The 16,904-nt window shown below is 62.3% G+C and carries 10 protein-coding genes and 1 tRNA gene; 7 read left to right on the top strand and 4 right to left on the bottom strand.

The genetic code is table 11. The features are described 5' to 3' along the window. Positions 1–64: 64 nt before the first annotated feature. From ACQ4W0_RS24170 to ACQ4W0_RS24150, 5 genes are all read left to right on the top strand, one after another. Positions 65–493 (top strand): hypothetical protein, encoded by a 429-nt coding sequence (locus tag ACQ4W0_RS24170; RefSeq protein ID WP_436579069.1) that lies wholly within the window; start codon positions 65–67, stop codon positions 491–493. Positions 494–507: 14 nt separating this feature from the next. Beyond that, positions 508–1,005, top strand: coding sequence for a glycoside hydrolase family 19 protein (locus tag ACQ4W0_RS24165; RefSeq protein ID WP_436579068.1), 498 nt, complete (start codon positions 508–510; stop codon positions 1,003–1,005). Further along, positions 1,002–1,352 (top strand): hypothetical protein, encoded by a 351-nt coding sequence (locus ACQ4W0_RS24160; RefSeq protein WP_436579067.1) that lies wholly within the window; start codon positions 1,002–1,004, stop codon positions 1,350–1,352. Before ACQ4W0_RS24165 ends, ACQ4W0_RS24160 begins: the two co-directional genes overlap by 4 nt. A gap of 167 nt (positions 1,353–1,519) precedes the next feature. Beyond that, positions 1,520–1,678, top strand: coding sequence for a hypothetical protein (locus ACQ4W0_RS24155; protein ID WP_436579066.1), 159 nt, complete (start codon positions 1,520–1,522; stop codon positions 1,676–1,678). Positions 1,679–2,114: 436 nt separating this feature from the next. Further along, the gene (locus ACQ4W0_RS24150; RefSeq protein ID WP_436579065.1) at positions 2,115–3,614 is read left to right on the top strand and encodes a nucleobase:cation symporter-2 family protein; all 1,500 of its coding nucleotides are present in this window, start codon (positions 2,115–2,117) and stop codon (positions 3,612–3,614) included. Between the two features lie 34 nt (positions 3,615–3,648). Here the strand turns inward: ACQ4W0_RS24150 and ACQ4W0_RS24145 are convergent, their stop codons facing one another. The 3 genes from ACQ4W0_RS24145 to ACQ4W0_RS24135 all read right to left on the bottom strand — a co-directional run bounded on the left by ACQ4W0_RS24145 (position 3,649) and on the right by ACQ4W0_RS24135 (position 12,143). Then, positions 3,649–8,700: a diguanylate cyclase domain-containing protein gene (locus tag ACQ4W0_RS24145; protein WP_436579064.1), complete on the bottom strand. Its 5,052-nt coding sequence runs from the start codon at positions 8,698–8,700 to the stop codon at positions 3,649–3,651. Between the two features lie 356 nt (positions 8,701–9,056). Continuing rightward, a tRNA-Leu gene (locus tag ACQ4W0_RS24140) sits at positions 9,057–9,143 on the bottom strand. 87 nt (positions 9,144–9,230) lie between these two features. Further along, a complete protein-coding gene (locus ACQ4W0_RS24135; protein WP_436579063.1) occupies positions 9,231–12,143 on the bottom strand; it encodes a S8 family peptidase in 2,913 nt (970 codons plus the stop codon). Positions 12,144–12,235: 92 nt separating this feature from the next. Here ACQ4W0_RS24135 and ACQ4W0_RS24130 point away from each other — a divergent pair, with 92 nt between their 5' ends. Both ACQ4W0_RS24130 and ACQ4W0_RS24125 read left to right on the top strand, forming a co-directional pair. Further along, a complete protein-coding gene (locus ACQ4W0_RS24130) occupies positions 12,236–13,084 on the top strand; it encodes a hypothetical protein (RefSeq protein ID WP_436579062.1) in 849 nt (282 codons plus the stop codon). Further along, entirely contained in the window at positions 13,084–14,430 is a 1,347-nt protein-coding gene (locus ACQ4W0_RS24125) for a hypothetical protein (RefSeq protein ID WP_436579061.1), read from the top strand. Before ACQ4W0_RS24130 ends, ACQ4W0_RS24125 begins: the two co-directional genes overlap by 1 nt. Positions 14,431–14,501: 71 nt before the next feature. On the opposite strand, the gene ACQ4W0_RS24120 is transcribed toward ACQ4W0_RS24125, so the two are convergent. Further along, positions 14,502–16,787 (bottom strand): TonB-dependent receptor, encoded by a 2,286-nt coding sequence (locus ACQ4W0_RS24120; RefSeq protein ID WP_436579176.1) that lies wholly within the window; start codon positions 16,785–16,787, stop codon positions 14,502–14,504. Positions 16,788–16,904: the final 117 nt, after the last annotated feature.

Genomic DNA, 16,904 nt, shown 5'->3' with positions numbered 1-16,904 from the left:
AACAGTTGTCCAGCTTAAACCCGCTTCGGCGGGTTTTTTCATTTCCACCACCTGAAAGGCAATCATGGCCCTCGAAACCACCGCCGCCGGCGGCGCATTGATCAAACTGTTTGGCGTGCCCGTGCTGGCTGGCGCGGCCGCCACGTCGCTGGGCTTCATGTTCATGTGGCCCCAATCGACCAAGGAGGCATTTATCCGTTTTTGTTCCAGTATCATCATTTCCACCTTTCTCGGTCCCGTGCTGGTGGCCGCCGTGTTGTCCTGGTGGCCCAGCCTGTTTGACAGCGCGAAGACCGTGGCGGGCCTGTATGGCGGCGACCCGGCCACGGGTTTTTTATTCATCGCCGCGCCGCTGATGGTGGCGGCTGGTTTGCCCGCCTGGTGGGTACTGGGGGCTTGCGTGCGTTGGTTCGACAAGCGGCGCGGCAAGGATATCGGTGAACTGGCGGTTGACGCGGCGGCGACCGTCAAGGATGTGCGGGGCATGCTGTGACAGGCGCGCAATTGATGCAGATCATGCCCTTGGCCGGCCGTCGCGCTACGCTGTTCCTGACCCCCTTGAATGCGGCGATGGCCGAGTTCGGCATTGACACACCGCTGCGCCAGGCGTCGTTCCTGGCGCAGGTGGGCCACGAATCGGGACAGTTGCGCCATGTGCGCGAGCTGGCCAGCGGCGCTGCCTATGAAGGGCGCGCCGACCTGGGCAATGTGGTCGCGGGTGACGGCGTGCGCTTCAAGGGGCGTGGCTTGTTGCAGGTGACAGGGCGCGCGAATTATGCTGCGTGCGGCGTGGCGCTGGGCCTGGATTTGCTGGCAGCGCCGCAGTTGCTGGAACAGGCGGCTGCCGCTTGTCGCTCGGCGGGCTGGTTCTGGCAATCGCGCGGCTTGAACCGCCTGGCCGATGCGGGCGACCAGGAAAGGGTGACGCGCCGCATCAACGGCGGCGTGAACGGCCTAGCCGAGCGCCTGGCCCTGTACCAGGCGGCGCGCAAGGTGCTGGCATGAAGCCGCCGTTGAGCATCCTGGCCATGCTGCTGTTGCTGGGGGCTGCCGTGTTTTGTGCCCAGCGCTGGGGACGCGAGGCGGGCCGGGCCAGCTGCGCGGCACAAGTGCTGGAGGTGCAAGGCGTATTGCGGCGCCAGGACCAGGCGCTGAATGCGCTGGGCGAGGAGGGCGTACGACGGTCGGCGCGGGTCCTGCAGGCTCTGGCCACAGCGCAGGCTGGTCAGGCCGACGCACAAGCGGCAGCGGCGCGCATCCTGGCGTTGCAGCCCGAAGGCGATGCGTGCCGCGCGGCCGAGGCGCTGATCGCCCGTGAAACGGCCGGAAGCGCCGCTGGCGGTACGCCATGAGCGCGGCATTGACGAGTGCGTCCGCGTCGCTGCCGGTCTGGGTCTGCTTGCGGGCTTGGGCTTGCTTACTGAACTGTTCACTGGCCTGCCTGCTGGTTTGTCTGCTGGGGGGGTGCGCGGCAGGCGGACCAAGGCGGGAAGCCGCAGCGGAAAGGCTGCCCATTGCCGTGCCCTGTATCGCCGTTCTCCCTGCTGCGCCCCTCTTGCCAGCCGTGCCGCAGCACGGCATTTTTGCGCAAGTGCAAGCCTTGCTGGTGCGCGAGCAGTTGCGTACGGCCTATGTGCGGCAGCTGGAAGCGCTGATGGATGGCTGTGCCGGCAGCTAGCGCAGACCGGTGCTTAACAACGTTGGCGCCTGCTTGGCGGCCAGTGTGCAGTTGGCTTGCGGCTGGCGTGCGCCGCGCATGATCGCTGGACGCGAGCGCCTGGTGGCGTTTCGTCCTGCCCGGTCCTGATGCTGCCTGCCTTGCTGCCTTGCTGCCTTGCTGCCTTCTGGTGCGGCCGCGTGCTGGCGCGCCAGAAAACAGTGCAGCGCAGCGTGGCGGGCGCCCGATTTTTGACGAACGCGATGGTATTTCGACACAATTCCTGTATACAATCGTCGCTGGCACGAAGCGTGCATGGCTTGTGGGAGTCGTCCCATCCAAGGAGCTTCGCATGCTTGATCCGTCGCCGTTGTGTTCCTGTCGTCCCGTTTCTCTCTTGCTTTTCCCTTTCACCTGCGCCCATCCGGGCTGCGGTAACCCAGGAAATGGAGCGTAAATGGCCACTCCCCATCTGAAATCCATCCACCGCAGCGTTCCCGGCACGACGCCTGCAGCGCCATCGCCCGTCGATGAAATCCTGCCTGCCGGCAAGCTGTTCACCCTGGGCTTGCAGCATGTGCTAGTCATGTATGCGGGCGCCATCGCCGTGCCGCTGATCGTCGGGCGTGCCCTCAAGCTGCCGCCCGAGCAGGTGGCGGCACTGATCAGTGCCGACCTGTTCTGCTGCGGCCTGGTGACGCTGATCCAATCGCTGGGGATAGGCAAATACTTCGGCATCCGCTTGCCCGTGATGATGGGCGTGACCTTTGCCGCCGTCAGTCCCATGCTGGCCATGGCGAACAACCCGGCCCTGGGCATCACCGGCATCTTTGGCGCGGTGATCGGCGCCGGCGTCGTTTCCATGCTGATCGCGCCTTTCATCAGCCGCCTGCTGGGCCTGTTTCCGCCCGTGGTCACCGGCAGCATCATCGTAGTGATCGGCGTGTCGCTGATGCGCGTGGGCGTGAACTGGGCCATGGGCGGGCCGCCTGCCATGGCGCAAATTGCCGATCCCGCCTTCCTCAAGATGGCCGCTGCCGCCACGGCGGCCGGCTTGCCGGCGCCGTCCGGTCCTGTGCCCCTGATCGCCAACCCCGGCTATGGCGCGCTGGATAGCATGGGCATAGCCTTCTTCGTGCTGGCCGTCATCTTGCTGGTGGCCAAGTATGGCCGGGGTTTCCTGGCGAATATTGCGGTATTGACCGGCATTATCGCCGGCACGGCCCTGTCGTTTGCACTGGGCAAGGCCGATTTCGCCAAGGTGGCCAGCGCCAAGGCCTTTGCCATCGTCACACCGTTCCAGTTCGGCATGCCGACCTTCGACGTGGTTGCCATCGTGACCATGAGCCTGGTGATGATTGTCGTCATGATCGAATCGCTGGGCATGTTTTTGGCGCTGGGCGAAATGACGGACAAGCGCATCACGCAGGACGACATCAGTCGCGGCTTGCGCGTCGATGGCCTGGGCACGCTGATCGGCGGCATCTTCAATACCTTCCCGTACACCTCGTTCTCGCAAAACGTGGGCCTGGTGGGCGTGACGGGCGTGCGCAGCCGCTGGGTATGCGTAGCGGCCGGCCTCATCCTGCTGGTCATGGGGGTGATTCCAAAGATCGCGCAGACGGCCGAAGCCGTGCCGGCGTTCGTGCTGGGCGGAGCAGGGCTGGTGATGTTCGGCATGGTCGCCGCCACCGGCATCCGCATCCTGGCCGGCGTCGACTACAAGAGCAACCGCAACAACCTGTTCATCGTGGCCCTGTCAATCGGCTTCGGCATGCTGCCGCTGGTGGCCGAGCAATACGCGCAGCACATGCCCAAGGCCCTGTCGCCCCTGCTGCACAGCGGCATCCTGCTGGCCGCCATCGTCGCCGTGCTGCTCAACCTGTTCTTCAACGGATTGGCGTCGCACGAAAAGGCACAGGAGCAGGCGCGCGATAATAGTCATGGTAGCGAGTGAGGCGCCGCCCCGCGCCGTGAAAAATGGCGCGTGCTCATGTTGGGCAGTCAGGCGGTAGAATCCTCAGCACTACGTAATTGCGCCCCGCATCCTTGGCCTGGTATAGCGCGGCATCGGCCAGGCGCAGCAGGGCGTCGGGATCGGCGGCGCCCGGCGCCGACTGGACCGCGATGCCGACGCTGATCGTCACCTGTGCTGCATCCGTACTCGCATGGGGGATGTTCAGCTCTGCGATGGCGCGCCGTAGCGCTTCGCCGATCTGGCGCGCCTCGTCTGCGCCAGTGTTCGGCAGCACGATTGAAAACTCTTCGCCGCCGTAGCGCGCCGTCAGGTCGCCCGCGCGCCGCATGCCGGTCGCCAGCGCCTGCGCGACCCGGATCAGGCATGCATCTCCGGCCTGGTGGCCGTGACGGTCGTTAAATAGCTTGAAGTAGTCGACATCGAGCATGATGACGGCCAGCGGCTGGCCGACGCGCGTGGCACGTGCACATTCGGTGCGCAGCACGTCGTCGAAATGGCGCCGGTTCGCCAGGCCGGTCAGGCCGTCGGTGATGGACAAGGTTGCCAGTTTGCGGTTGGCGTCTTCCAGCTGTTCCGTGCGTTCGGCAACGCGTCGCTCCAGGCTGTCATGCAGCCTGGCGCTGGAGATCGAGATCATCGCCTGTACACCGAGCATGCGCAGGAACGCGACGCGCTCCTGAGTGAAAGAGGCTTCTGCAAGCCGGTTCTCGAAGTACAGGATGCCGTCGATCTGTCCGCCGTGCCGGATCGGCAGGCACATGACGGCACGCGGCCGCTGCAGCTGCACGTAGGGGTCGGCGGCAAAGCGCGAGACGCCCGTGATGCTGTCTTCGATCACCTCTGCGCCAGTGCGGATCACGTAGCGAAGCAGCGACAGCGGGAACTGCGGGTCGCTGACGGCGTTCAGGTCGAGCCGGCGCGCTTGCAGGACGGTGACGCCATCGCCATCGATATTGGCCTCCAGCTGGTAGCTGCCTTCGGACAGTAGCAGCAGGCGCGCTATCTGCCCGCCAGCGTTTTCGCACACGATGGAAATCAGGCGCGTCAGCACATTGCGCAAGCCGACTTCGTTCGACAGGATCTGTGCCGCTTTCAGCAGCGACACCAGGTCGAGCGCCGAACTGCCGTGCGTGTGGGGCCCCACATGCGACAGCGTGGCGCGGCCATCCATCCTTGACAGCAGCGCAGCGTGGCGCTCCCGCAGTTGTGTCACCTTGCCCTCTGCGCCCCACTGGCCGTAATGCGCGATGGCGTCCTGGATGAAGACGGCGGCCACACGCGCGTGTCCCAGCTCGGACCAGCATTCGCCGCACAGCTCATTGCCCAGCGCTTGCACGTTGACGTAGCCTGCCAGGCCGGCGGCGTCGATCGCCTGCCGGTAGTGGCGCGTGGCCAGCTGCAGGTCTTCCCGGTAGCGTGCCATCTCGGCCATCACCAGCAGATGTTTGGCGCCGCTATTGTCCGAGCCCTCACTGGCCCAGCCGGCAAGGCTCGCCTGCAGTGCGTCGATCACGACCAGCACATCGCCCGCATCGGGTCGCGCCGGGTCGCGCCGCAAGGCGCGGATCCGTATCAGCGCGGCGTAGAAGCTCGACTCGGCAACCTTGGCCTGGCCGCGCATGATCTGGGTGACGATGCCGAGCTGGCCGGCCAACTGCTCGGCGTCGGCGCCGTCGAACAGGTAGGCGTTACGGATTTTTCCTTGCAAATAGTAGGCGCGGTACAGCTTCGAGTCGCCATAGTGTTCGAGGAAACGCGCCTCGCTGAACGTCGTATCATCGTAGCTGTCGTGACGGGGCAGGAGACCCATCAGGCATTTGATTGGCTGGATTGCCGCGGCGACGCAGCAATCGGCCATCGCCTGCTGGCCGTTGGCGCGCATCAGCGCCAGGTCGTGCTCGATGTCGTGCATCAGGTGCGGCAGGTAGTCGCCGAGGATGATCCGGTCGGTGGCGCGCACGGCCGCCACCACGCCGACCTGCACAAAATCGGCGATTTCCAGTGCCCAGCCAAAGGCTTCTTCGTACAGGGCATCGGAGCTGCGCAGGGGCTGCGTCCAGTGGCTGATGAGGGCACCGAACATCAGGCCCGTGAGAGTGCGCGTCTGCAGATTGGCACGCCGCCTGGCCAGCGCCATCGCCATCGCGCCGAAGTCGTAGCCGCGCGCGACGTCGCCGCCGTACAGCGCAAGCATCATCGCGTAGCCGACATAGGCGACGGCGCTGAAATCGCTGTTCCCCCGTTGCATGGATAGCCGCGTCATCGATACCACCATCAGCGCGCTGAGATCCTGCTGGCCGGCGTAATAGCTGGCCATCCACAGGCCCTGCATCATCTGCATCGCGGCCACTGCGTCCGGCTCGCACATTTCGCCTGCCGCCAGCAACGTGTCGGGCGCCTGTGCGCCATGCAGGCGCCCGATGTCGGCGAGGATATCGTCAAAGCGCGCTTTCATGTGCGTGACATCGTGCGGAATGGCGAAGTTCAGCTGCGCCAGGCCTTCGCGCTGCACGGCGATGGCATCGAGCAGGCGGCCCTGCAATTGATACTGGTGGGCCTGGATGGCAATGCAGCGTACCTGCAGTAGCGGGTTCAAGGCGCGGGCGCGCACCAGCGGATAGATCGCCTCGGCGGCATCGAACTGGCCGCACAGGTAAGCCGCTTCGGCCGCGCCGAGCTGCAGGTCGAGCCAGAGGTCGGCGTGGACGCTCCACGCCTCTGCCGGCAACAGGCCGAGACCGATTCGCATGTGCTCCAGCGTGGCCTGGAACGCGGCAGAGCGTCGTGCCTTGACGCCGGCCTGGAGATTAAGCGTCGCCAACTGCGCGCGTTCGCCCGCATCGTCGAGCAGCGCACGGCCGGCGTTGAGCTGTTCGACGATTTCAAACAGTGTCCCGTCTTGCCGCTCCGGCGTCGCATGCCGCAGGAGCAGGCGGCCGATGCGAAGATGGTTGGCAGCGCGGGTACCAGCATCGGCGACCAGATAGGCTGCCTGCTGCACGCGGTCGTGCAGGAATCGATAATTGACACCGCTTTGGCCAGCGCGGGTGTCGCCATTGACGTATTTATAACGTTCGTCGAGCGGCTGGATCAGTCCTGCATGGAGGGCCGGCCACAAGGCTTGCTGCGTGTGCCGGGGTGCCCGGTCCACTGCCAGCGCAAGCGTGTCGAGCGTGAAGCGGTTGCCGCTGGAGGCGGCCAGTTGCAGCAGGTGCTGCGTTGCCGTGGGCAGGCGGCGGATTTTCTCCAGCAGTATCTCGACCACGTTGTCGGTATATTTGACCTGTTGTATCGCGGGCAGGTCCCAGTCCCAGCAATCGTCGACGGTCCGGTAGCGCAAATGGCCCGTCTCATTGAGCGAGGCCAGAAACTGGCTGAGGAAAAATGGATTGCCGGCCGTCTTGCGGTAGCAAATGCGGGTCAGGGGTGCGCAGTCAGGTGCCGCCACGCGCACGGTGGCCGACACCATTTGTGCAACCTGCGGCTCGCTCAGGGGGGGGAGTAACAGCGTGGACAGGCGCACCGCGCGCGCGCGCAGCTTGTCGCGCAGCGCGACGAGAGGATGGGTGGCGCCCACTTCGTTGTCGCGGTACGCACCGATGAACAGCAGGCAGCACTTGTCGCAGGAGAGCATGAGCAGTTCGATCATCCGCAGCGTGCCCGCATCGGCCCATTGCAGGTCGTCCAGGAACAGCACCAGCGGATGCCCGGCGCAGGCGAAGACCTCGACGAAGCGGGGGAAAAGCCGGTCCAGGCGGAGCTGGGCCTGTACTGGCGCGGACGCGGGCATCGCCTCGGTGGGGCCGACGATCAATGCCAGTTGGGGAATCAGTTCGACCAGCACGCCAATGCCACTGCCCAGGGCGTCGTGCAGTTTTCCAGACCATTGCCGCAGCGATTCTTCGGGCTGGCCCAGCAGCTGGCGCACCAGCCCCTGGAAAGCCTGGATCAGAGAGGCATAGGGCACGTCGCGCTGCAGCTGGTCAAACTTGCCAGACAGGAAACAGCCACGCCGGGCGATGATCGGTTTCTGCACCTCGTTGACGACCGCCGACTTGCCTATGCCCGAGTGGCCCGCTACCAGCAGCATTTCGCAGGTACCGGCCGCACTGCGCTCAAACGCCGCCAGCAGCACGGCGATGGCATCTTCGCGCCCATGCAGCGTTTGTGGCACAAGGAAGCGGCCGTTATGCTCGGACAGCTTGAGCGCCTGCTCTGGCTTGTCTGCGCGGCACGCTGCGAGGTCGCTGCGCAGGCCTTGCAAGCTCTGGTAGCGTTGATCGGCATTTTTTTCCAGCAGGCGCTGGATGATAGCCAGCAGCTGGCCAGGCAAGCCTGCGAGCGCCGGATGCGACCAGTCGGGACTGCGGGCAATGTGGCAATGCACGAGTTCCATCTCGTCGCTCGCCTCGAATGGCGCCTGGCCGGTCAGCAGTTCGTACAAGGTGGCGCCGAGCGCATAGAAATCGGCGCGCCAGTCGACCCGCCGATTCATGCGCCCGGTCTGTTCCGGCGCCATGTAGCGCAGCGTACCTTCCAGTGACTGGAGATTGACGATGCCATGGCTTTCGTATGGCAGTTCACAGGCAATGCCGAAATCGATCAGCTGCAGCAGACGCCGGTCGGCATTCCACACCAGATTGGATGGATTGATGTCCTTGTGGATCACGCCATGACGATGGACTTCCTCCAGCGCAGCGCACAGCTGCAGCGCGATGTCGAAAAAATCGTCCAGCGCCAACGCGGGTTGCGCCGGCGTGCTGCGCGCCGCCACCTGCGCGCGCAGAATCTGGTCGAGCGCCTGGCCGCCGCTATCTTCCTGGATCATCGTCCAGCTCCCGCCGTGCAGCTGCAGCGCAAGCGGATGCACCACGCCAGGATGGCGGCAGCGGCGCGCGATCGCATACTCGCGCTTGAATTGTGCCAGTTGCTGAAAGGAAGGGAACTGCTGATTGGGCTTCTTGACGATCAGTGCGGTGCCATCAGTAGCCCTGGCGCGATACACCCGCGAGCGGCCACCGCTGTGCAGCTGTTTGATGATCTCGTGGTCGAAAAGGGAGCTCATGGGCTGGACTAGCGGTACACAGACGGTTGCGGGAGCCTTGAGGCGCACATTTCGAAGTCTTACTTCATTGCAAGTATTATATCAGTAGGAAGTCGCGGCGAAGCTAGAGGAGCGACGGATGTTGTTGCAAAAATGTCAGCCGACAGGTGAGCCCGGATGCGGGAAACGAGCTCAATGACGGTGCCGATAGCGTGGCAATAACGATCATGACGGGACAGTATGTGTGCCATCGCCGAGGCAACTTGTGAAACCTGAAATATAGCGGCTGGAGATTTTTTGCGGAATAAAGACAGTTTTGCGGAACTGGAGAGCGTCAGAAGAGTAGTGAGTACTATCTCTGGAAGTGGCATGCGCGCTGGTGCCCGGAGCCGGAATCGAACCGGCACGCCCTTACAGGCGGGAGATTTTAAGTCTCCAGTGTCTACCAGTTTCACCATCCGGGCAGCGCGGCGAGATTCTAGCACAAGAGATAGCCGTTACACCATCTTCTGCAGGCGGACACTGCAAGGCATGGTGACAAGTGGACCGGCTCAGTCGGCGAAGGCGATCCTCAATATACTGTCGCCACAGAAAAAATCCAGTGCATATATGGACTGTGTCGACAGGAAGACAGGCTCTTCCAACGCCTTGCAGTCGGTGCTGTTGCGCAAGTGCCAGCGAGCCGGGCTGATGATGTGATTGCCTTTCCCAGCTTGCGTCATGGCGGGCAGGGCTATGCGATATTCGCCCTGCCCTGCAGCGATCAGCAAGGCGGGGCGGCCTTCTGCGTGTTTTGATATATCGCGTATGACGATGGGAAATTGTCGCGGCAGATAGCGGTGATCTCCCTGGAATGAGTACGCATTGAGTCGGCTTGTCGCGATTTGGCCGGTCTTGAAATCATGGTATTGCAGCTCGTGTACCGTGTTGACAAAGGCAGCGGACTGCCGCTCAGATTGAAATGCTCCGGTTACGGCGATTGCGATATCAAGTGCGGCGCGCGTGGGAGCGATCATATTCTGGTCGATATGGCGCGTACGCTGGTTGAAAAAGCTGAGTCTCAACAGGTGGTGCGCATCCCTGGCATACCAATGCAAGCCGGCAAAGTGGCCACCTGGCGCGGGATCGAGTAAAGGGCCGTTCAATGTGTCCGAAAAAAAGCAAAATTTGCTAATGTTCATGCGCTTGTCGCGCTGGAATTTCCCATCTTCGAGCATAGCCAGTTGCATCACGCCAGAACAAAAACTCGATGTGCATGGAGTTTGCTGTTCCGTAAACAACAACGGTATTTGCCCTGTATGAGTTTCCTCAAAATAAATTGGGAACAAGTGCAGTGTTGCATCCAGCGGCAGATGCGCGACGCGAAAGGTGTTGTCGAGATAATACAAATTGCGGCTGATGGGGCCTTTGACCGGCTTGGCGGGACGGGGCTGACCCAGCAGGTCGATGGGGCCGTACACCGGGCCCAACTGCTCGCCCTCGCTAGTCCACGCGGGTCGCATGACATTTCCCAGTCTCATCCAGCGAACTTGCATTGGCGTGGTAAAACGCTCATCCTGAATCTTTTGATAAGCTAGCAGGCGCATCTGCTCGTCAAGGATCAGCAAATGGGCGGTTTGCGGATCGGGTGGTGATTCGGCGGGGCTGGCAGGCCTGTCTTCGGCGAGCAGGAGGATGTATTCGCTTTTGCCGTCGAAGTTGATATCGAGCTTGTTGTGTTGTTGTACGTGGCAGTGCTCCAGCAAACCATTGATTGCAATACTGGTCGGTGCGGATAGCGCTAATTTTCCATTGTTCGATGTGGCCAGGGCAAGCCGGATTGCGCGCGGATTGGCTGGATCTGGCCCCATGGCCAGGTAGCTGTGTGGCCTGCGATCAAGGTCGGATTGCTCGACCCTGCGCAAGTGCATGCCTGCTTCCAGGCTGCCGCTGATCGGGTAGCTTGTGATGTGCTGCCCCCTCATCGTCTTGCTGACATACCGGTATAGCGTGGCGCCGATGTCGAATGCAGGCTGTGCGACGCCATTGATGCTGACTGTTACCGTGTAGGTGAGGTCGGACGGAATGGGAAGGCCGGTACGCGCCGGGTCGGGCAGTCGCAAGTGGATAGCGAAGCTTTTTTCCTGTTGTGCCGGCCAGTTGCCGTTGAAGGATACGCGGTCGATGGTGGCCGATGGTAGTACCGTATCGGCGCCGGAGGGCCGGATAGTGATCGCGAAGCGCGCGGCAGGGCTCGATTTCCAGACGTTTTTCAGTGCGAGCTCCAGCGCGACGGTCTTTGCGACGCCGTCCCATGCGATGGCCTTGACTTCTTTGTTCGCCGGCATTATCAAGGCCCGCGCGGGCAACGCCAAGGCGGCAGCGATATCCAGCTGGCCGGATCGCAGCGGCATGTCATGCTGATCCAGGCTGTCGACGGCATGGCCGCTGGTGTTGACGGGCCCTTCGATGAGTCGGGTTTCAGGCAGCACGGGCCGGGCGCCCAGTACCAAGCGGGGATAAATGTCTGCCGCTGGGATGCCTCGCGACAGCAAGAGGGCGGCGGCGTCGGCGACCATGGCTGCGGCCTGGGAAGTGCCCGACCTGTTGTCGTAGGCATATCCCGGTTGCCGGACCGATCTTCGGCCAACTGGTATCGGCCCCGGTATCTCGACACCTGGCGCTGCGATATCTACGCCAGGGCCAAAATTCGAAAAACTGGCGATGGCGCCATCGGGCCGGCTGGCGGCGACACAAATGACGCCGCTTAACTGGCAGGGAATGGGCAGCGTGGTCGATGCATCATTTCCCGACGCCGCGACGACCAGGACGCCACGTGCCTGCGCGTCGGCAATTGCCGCCGCGACCGGGTCGGTGGCGGCGGTGCGTGGCCAGCCGAAGGGTAGCAGTATTAGCTGTACCGGCCTGTCCGCAAGGCTGCGAATGGCTGCAGCCACGCGCTGAGACAATTCTTGCATGGTCACGACATCCACGCTCATCCGCTCCGACACGGTATCAATAAGATGAGGTTTGACTGGCGCATTGCTTGCGCGCTGCAATATCTGCATCGGGATGATGACAATGTCTTGCGAGACCGATGCGACAATGCCGGCCAGATGCGTGCCGCTGCCATCGGTATCGCTGTAGCCAGGACTATCACCGGACGCGGCCATGCGTGGTGTGCTTGTGTCAGTTCGGGCAAGCAGTCCGGCAAAGGCGGGATGCCTGGCATCGAGGCCTGTATCGAAGATTGCTACATTGACGACCTTGCGCGCCGTCGTCGTCGCCGACGTTGGCCCGGGCAGGCCGATATCCTGCCCGACGACAGCTTGAATGCGGTAGCTCTGCATCTGATCCAGATCCACCGGGATCAGGCCCCCCTTGTTATGCAACGCCCACGATGGCGGCGCGTCCGGGGCGGCTTGCACCGGCAGGGCCGCCATGCAAGCCATGCAAGCGGATGTCATCAAGCGCCATGTCAACATATAGCCTCCTGCAGGTCGGAGCCTCCATCTTCGCGCGTCATGCCAGCGTTTGATTGATATTTATCACACTAGGCGTTCATGGATAGCTGACCATGGATCAGCCGGCAGCGCTGCCGGCTGATCCATGGTCCATCCACCACCGGGAGGTTTCCATCATGCGTCCAACCCATCAGCAATACGGCATCGCTACAATGCTGCTGTTCTCGATATTGTCGGCCGGCTGCAACACGAAACCGAAGACAGTCGAGCCGGTCGTCATCACTCCGCCGAAAATCGGCTTCCAGTGCCTGCCAGTGCCCAGCACCTGGATGGCCGCCGGTAGTATCTTTTCTGTCGACCAGGCCGGCACGTCGTTCCAGATCGGCATGGTGGACACCATCAAACCCAGCGGTCCGCATCCGGCAGGATTCCCACAATATACGGCCAGCACGAGTTTCAATGTTGGCCTGTTAATGTCGACGTTGGCAACCCTGACCAAGTCCACCGGCTGGGATGCGCAAGTGAGCGCCAACGCCGCCAACAAGCTGTGGGTGAGCAGCAAGTACGAGGCGCCCACGCTGATGGTCGTCGAAGGACAGCCTGAAGCCGAGGCTATCAACTGGTTTTCCAATACCAAGCACTATCGTATTGAACCCGGCGTTCGATATTATCTGGTACGCGAGGCGCTGCGCGCCGACAATGCCGCTTACGAAATCAAGCGTGACGATCTCAGCAAGATTGGTGTCGAGGCATCGGTGCGCGATATGGTCAAAGGCAAACTGAGCTTCGGGGACAACCAGTCCAATACCGCCTATGTGTTGAGCGCCAAGTTTCCCGAGCCATTGAATGTCTGCGTCAAATCAAAAGAGTTACGCATCGCTTCATCCGGTGCCGGGGGTATCCAGCGCCTGGAGCTCGTCGACGTCGACCAGCCGATTCTAATCACTGGTGTGGACCACTGATGAACCTGTACGCGCGCTGCCTGCCGCTGGCGCTGGCTTGCGCGCTATGCGCATGCCGCTCGGTGGCGCCCGGGCCGTCCGACACGCACAGCATGCTGACGCGCATCGATGCCGTGGTGAGCAGGCTGGACGAGATCGAAGCTGCGCTCGGTGCTACTTTGCGCAAACGTACCGTTTTGCTGCGCGTGAACGCACTGGCCCAGCATGGCAAGCCGATACTGCCGTCGCAGTTGCTGGCACAAATGCCCGCGGTAGACCACAGCGTGCTGGGCGCGGCGTTCTTTGCCTTGCTCGACGACGTCGGTTCAGGCAATGAAATCGCCCGCAGCTACGGCTGCAGCCGGTGGAACGATGGCCCGGCGCAGAGCGTGGCGCGTGTATTTGGCGAGCGCCAGCGCGAGGCTGCCGCGTATCTGGATGCGGTTGTCCGTGTACAGATCACCGGCTGTGTGCCGACTGGCCTTGCCATCAATACGACTAGTGCTTCGCTGCCTTCCGATAGCAACTCCAAGGCACAGAAATCGACATTCGACAAGGCGGCTGACGCGGCAATGAACTTGCCTTTGCAGGTCACCGAGGGGGAAATGCACTTTGTCATGCTGGGCCAGGCTTTTCGCTTCGGCAATGTTGATGACGACAAGATCCCTCTGGCTGCTTACTTGCAACGGCAGGTACAGAGCAATGTGCAGGCAGTGCAACGATTGATCTTGCAGACGCGACCAGACGCGAGTCCGCTCACCGTTAAGTTCGACCGTAATTCCACCAGTGTCGCGGAATCGATGCAGCGCGACCCCAGAGGCTGGTTCAATGCCGAGGCGCAGGCCAATGCACGTACGCTGTACATTTCCCCGACTGTGCCACGTGCCGCATTGGTTTTTTGTGCAGTCAGCCGGCACTATCGGCTGAGCTTGAATGAAAACCTAAAAAAAAACGTGAGGCCGGAATTGCTCAAAAGGGCGTCAACGGCAGATGATGTCGCAGCGACGGTGGCGGCAGCGGAAAAATCCGCAGATAGGATGGCGCAATGCCTGGCCGATGAAATGTTCTTTTTGTTGGCGCATGAACTTTCCCATGGCATGCTGAAGATCGGTTCGGAGGCGATAGCCGATTGCTCGGCGCGTGCGCTCGGCGCTTCGGTGGGACGGGAAAATCTGGGCCTGTTTGCCAGCCTGATTTTTCCGGTAGCCAACAGTCAGGATTTTTATCGGCTATTGGGCTTGAGCGCGGCTGGGCGCGAAGCGCTGCTATGTCGCGAACGCTCGCTGCAACAAACAAAGGCCTTGTTGATGACGCCCTTTGCGACTTCATTTCCGGCCTGCCTGGCCATGAACGACCCCTGCCCGTGAACAGGGGGAAATGCCGGTCGGTTTGCATCGAACGGCATCTTCGCTGCCTGGTCTTCGCCAGCATTTACCCATCAAAACGTCGCCTTGAACTGCACCCCATACGTGCGCGGTTCGTTGATGATGCCCGTCAGATTGTCGAAGTCGATGGCGCCCAGTGACTGGATTTGGTTGGTGATGTTGCGGCCATACGCGGAGAGTTCGTATTTGTCCCATTTGTAGCCGACGCGCAAGCCGCCTTCGAGCAGTTCCTTGGCCTTGTATTCCTTTGCTTCATACAGGAAGAAGTTGTAGCTGGTGCGATAGGCCCAGTCCGTGTAGGCGTAGAACTCGCCGTTGGCGAGGGGAATGCTGTATTTCAGGGTGAAGTTGGTTTGCCATTCCGGCGCGCGCGGTAGCGGGTTGCCGTCGATATAGGCCGTGCCCTTGAACGGGCCGACGGGGTCGGTGACGGTGCAGCCGCTGGCCGGGTTGTTCAGTGCGTTGCCGCAGCTTTGCACGAACAGTTTCTTGTCCTGGATCTCCGTATGGTTGTAGCTGCCACCGAGGGTCATGCTGAGCGAATCGCTGAGGTTAGCCTGGAAATCGAGTTCCACGCCCCGGCCCGTGGCCTTGTCGGCGTTGATCAGCTGGTTCATGTTCACGGCGCCGCTGCCGGCTGTCAGTTGCTTGTCTTTGACACGGTACTGGAACACGGCCAGGCTGAGGCGCGCGCGCTTGTCGAACAGGTCTTGCTTGATGCCGGCTTCGACGGACAGCGCTTTCTCGGCGCCCGCAAACGAGGGGCGGTCGGCCAGGCCGTTCAGGCGGCCCTGCATCGATGGCGCGCGGTAGCCGGTGGCGATGCGCGCGTAAGCATTGGTTTCCGGCGTCAGCACGTAGGTGCCGCTCAGGTCCCAGCTGATGTTGTGCGAGGTGTCGTCCAGCTTGAACGGGCCGGCCGTGGTCGCTTCCACCCGCTTGGCCGAGAAATCTTTCTTGTCGCTCGTGTAGCGCAGGCCGGCGCGCAGTTTCAGGGCATCCGAGACCGTGTAGTTGAGCGAGCCGAAGGCCGCATACGACTTCGAGCTCTGGTTTTGCGTGGCGTAGGCGCTGTTTTGCGGATTGCCGGGCGCCAGGCTGTCAAAGCTGATGCTGTCGATCTGGATATCTTCCTTGAAGTAGAACAAGCCGCCTATCCATTGCAGCGGGCCCTTGGCGCTCGACTCGGCGCGAAATTCCTGCGAAATCTGCTTGTGCTTGGGGATCACGTCGGCCGTTTCCACGACGAAAGGGATGAAGCCGGGGCCCATTGGCGGGGCGTACACGGCGCCATAGCCGCCGTCGACGTCGGCGCGGCTGAAGAAATCGAGTTTTTCGTAGCCGGTAATCGAATGCAGGGTGACGCCGGGCAAGTCCCATTTCAGGCGCATGCTGCCACCCTTGGTCTTCAGGTGCTGGCGGTTGATGCCATCGGTAGGGTAGGAACCATAATCGAAATTGTCGACCAGGTCATTCGTGCCCTGTTTCAGGATGTTGGCGCGGAACAGTGTGGCCGTGCCATCGAGGTCGCGCGCGTGCACGTTGAACAGGGCGCTGAAGTCGCGCGTGGGCTTGACCAGCACCTGCAGGCGGGCGGCGCTGTCTTCATAGCCTTCGAAGTCGCGCGTGCCGGTGGGGCGCGGGTTGTGCACGCGGTCGTCGCGGCGCTGGGTCTGGCCGGAAAAGCGCAGGGCCACGGTGTCGCTGACGGGCACGTTGTAGGCGCCTTCCAGGTTCTTCATGCCATCCTTGCCGAAGCCGCCGCTCAGGTAGCCTTCCGTCTTGAAGACAGGCTTGGCGGAATCGAACTTGATTACGCCGGCCGGCGAGTTGCGCCCGAACAAGGTGCCTTGCGGGCCGCGCAGTACCTCGACCTGGTCCACGTCAAACACGGGAAAGCCTTTCAACATGGCGTTTTCCTGCACCACGTCATCCATCACCAGGCCCACGGGCTGCGAGGCATTCAGGTCGAAGTCGGTGTTGCCCAGGCCGCGAATGTAGAAGCGGGGAAAGGTGCGGCCGTAGTCCGACTCGACCGAGACGCTGGGCGAGCGGCTGTTGAGGAAGCGGATGTCGGCGCCGCCGGCCGTCAGGGTGTCGAGCTTGTCGCCTTTCAGGGTGGCGATGGACATGGGCACGTCCTTGATGTTTTCCGCGCGCCGCTGTGCCGTCACGATCACCGTTTCCAGCTGACCAGGGCCGGCCTGTGCTGCCGGGGCGGCAGGCGCGTCGGCGGCTGGCGCCGGGATGCCGTCCTGCGCCATCGCTTGCAGGGGAAAGGCGGCAGCGATTGCCAGGGCAATCAGGGTGTGGCGTATTGTGCTGGCATGCGGTGTCATCATGAAACGGCTCCTGTCGGTCAAGGTTATTCGTAAGGTCCAGGCTGGCGCTAGTCCGCTAGACGAAAAATCATGCTAGCACGGAAAGTTTTGGCATTCATGCCATTTCCCAGGCGA

The organism is Janthinobacterium breve (assembly GCF_051380895.1).
Taxonomy (GTDB): Bacteria; Pseudomonadota; Gammaproteobacteria; order Burkholderiales; family Burkholderiaceae_D; genus Janthinobacterium.
Note: the sequence above shows the minus strand (reverse complement) of the source record. Positions and strands in the feature narration are given on the sequence as shown.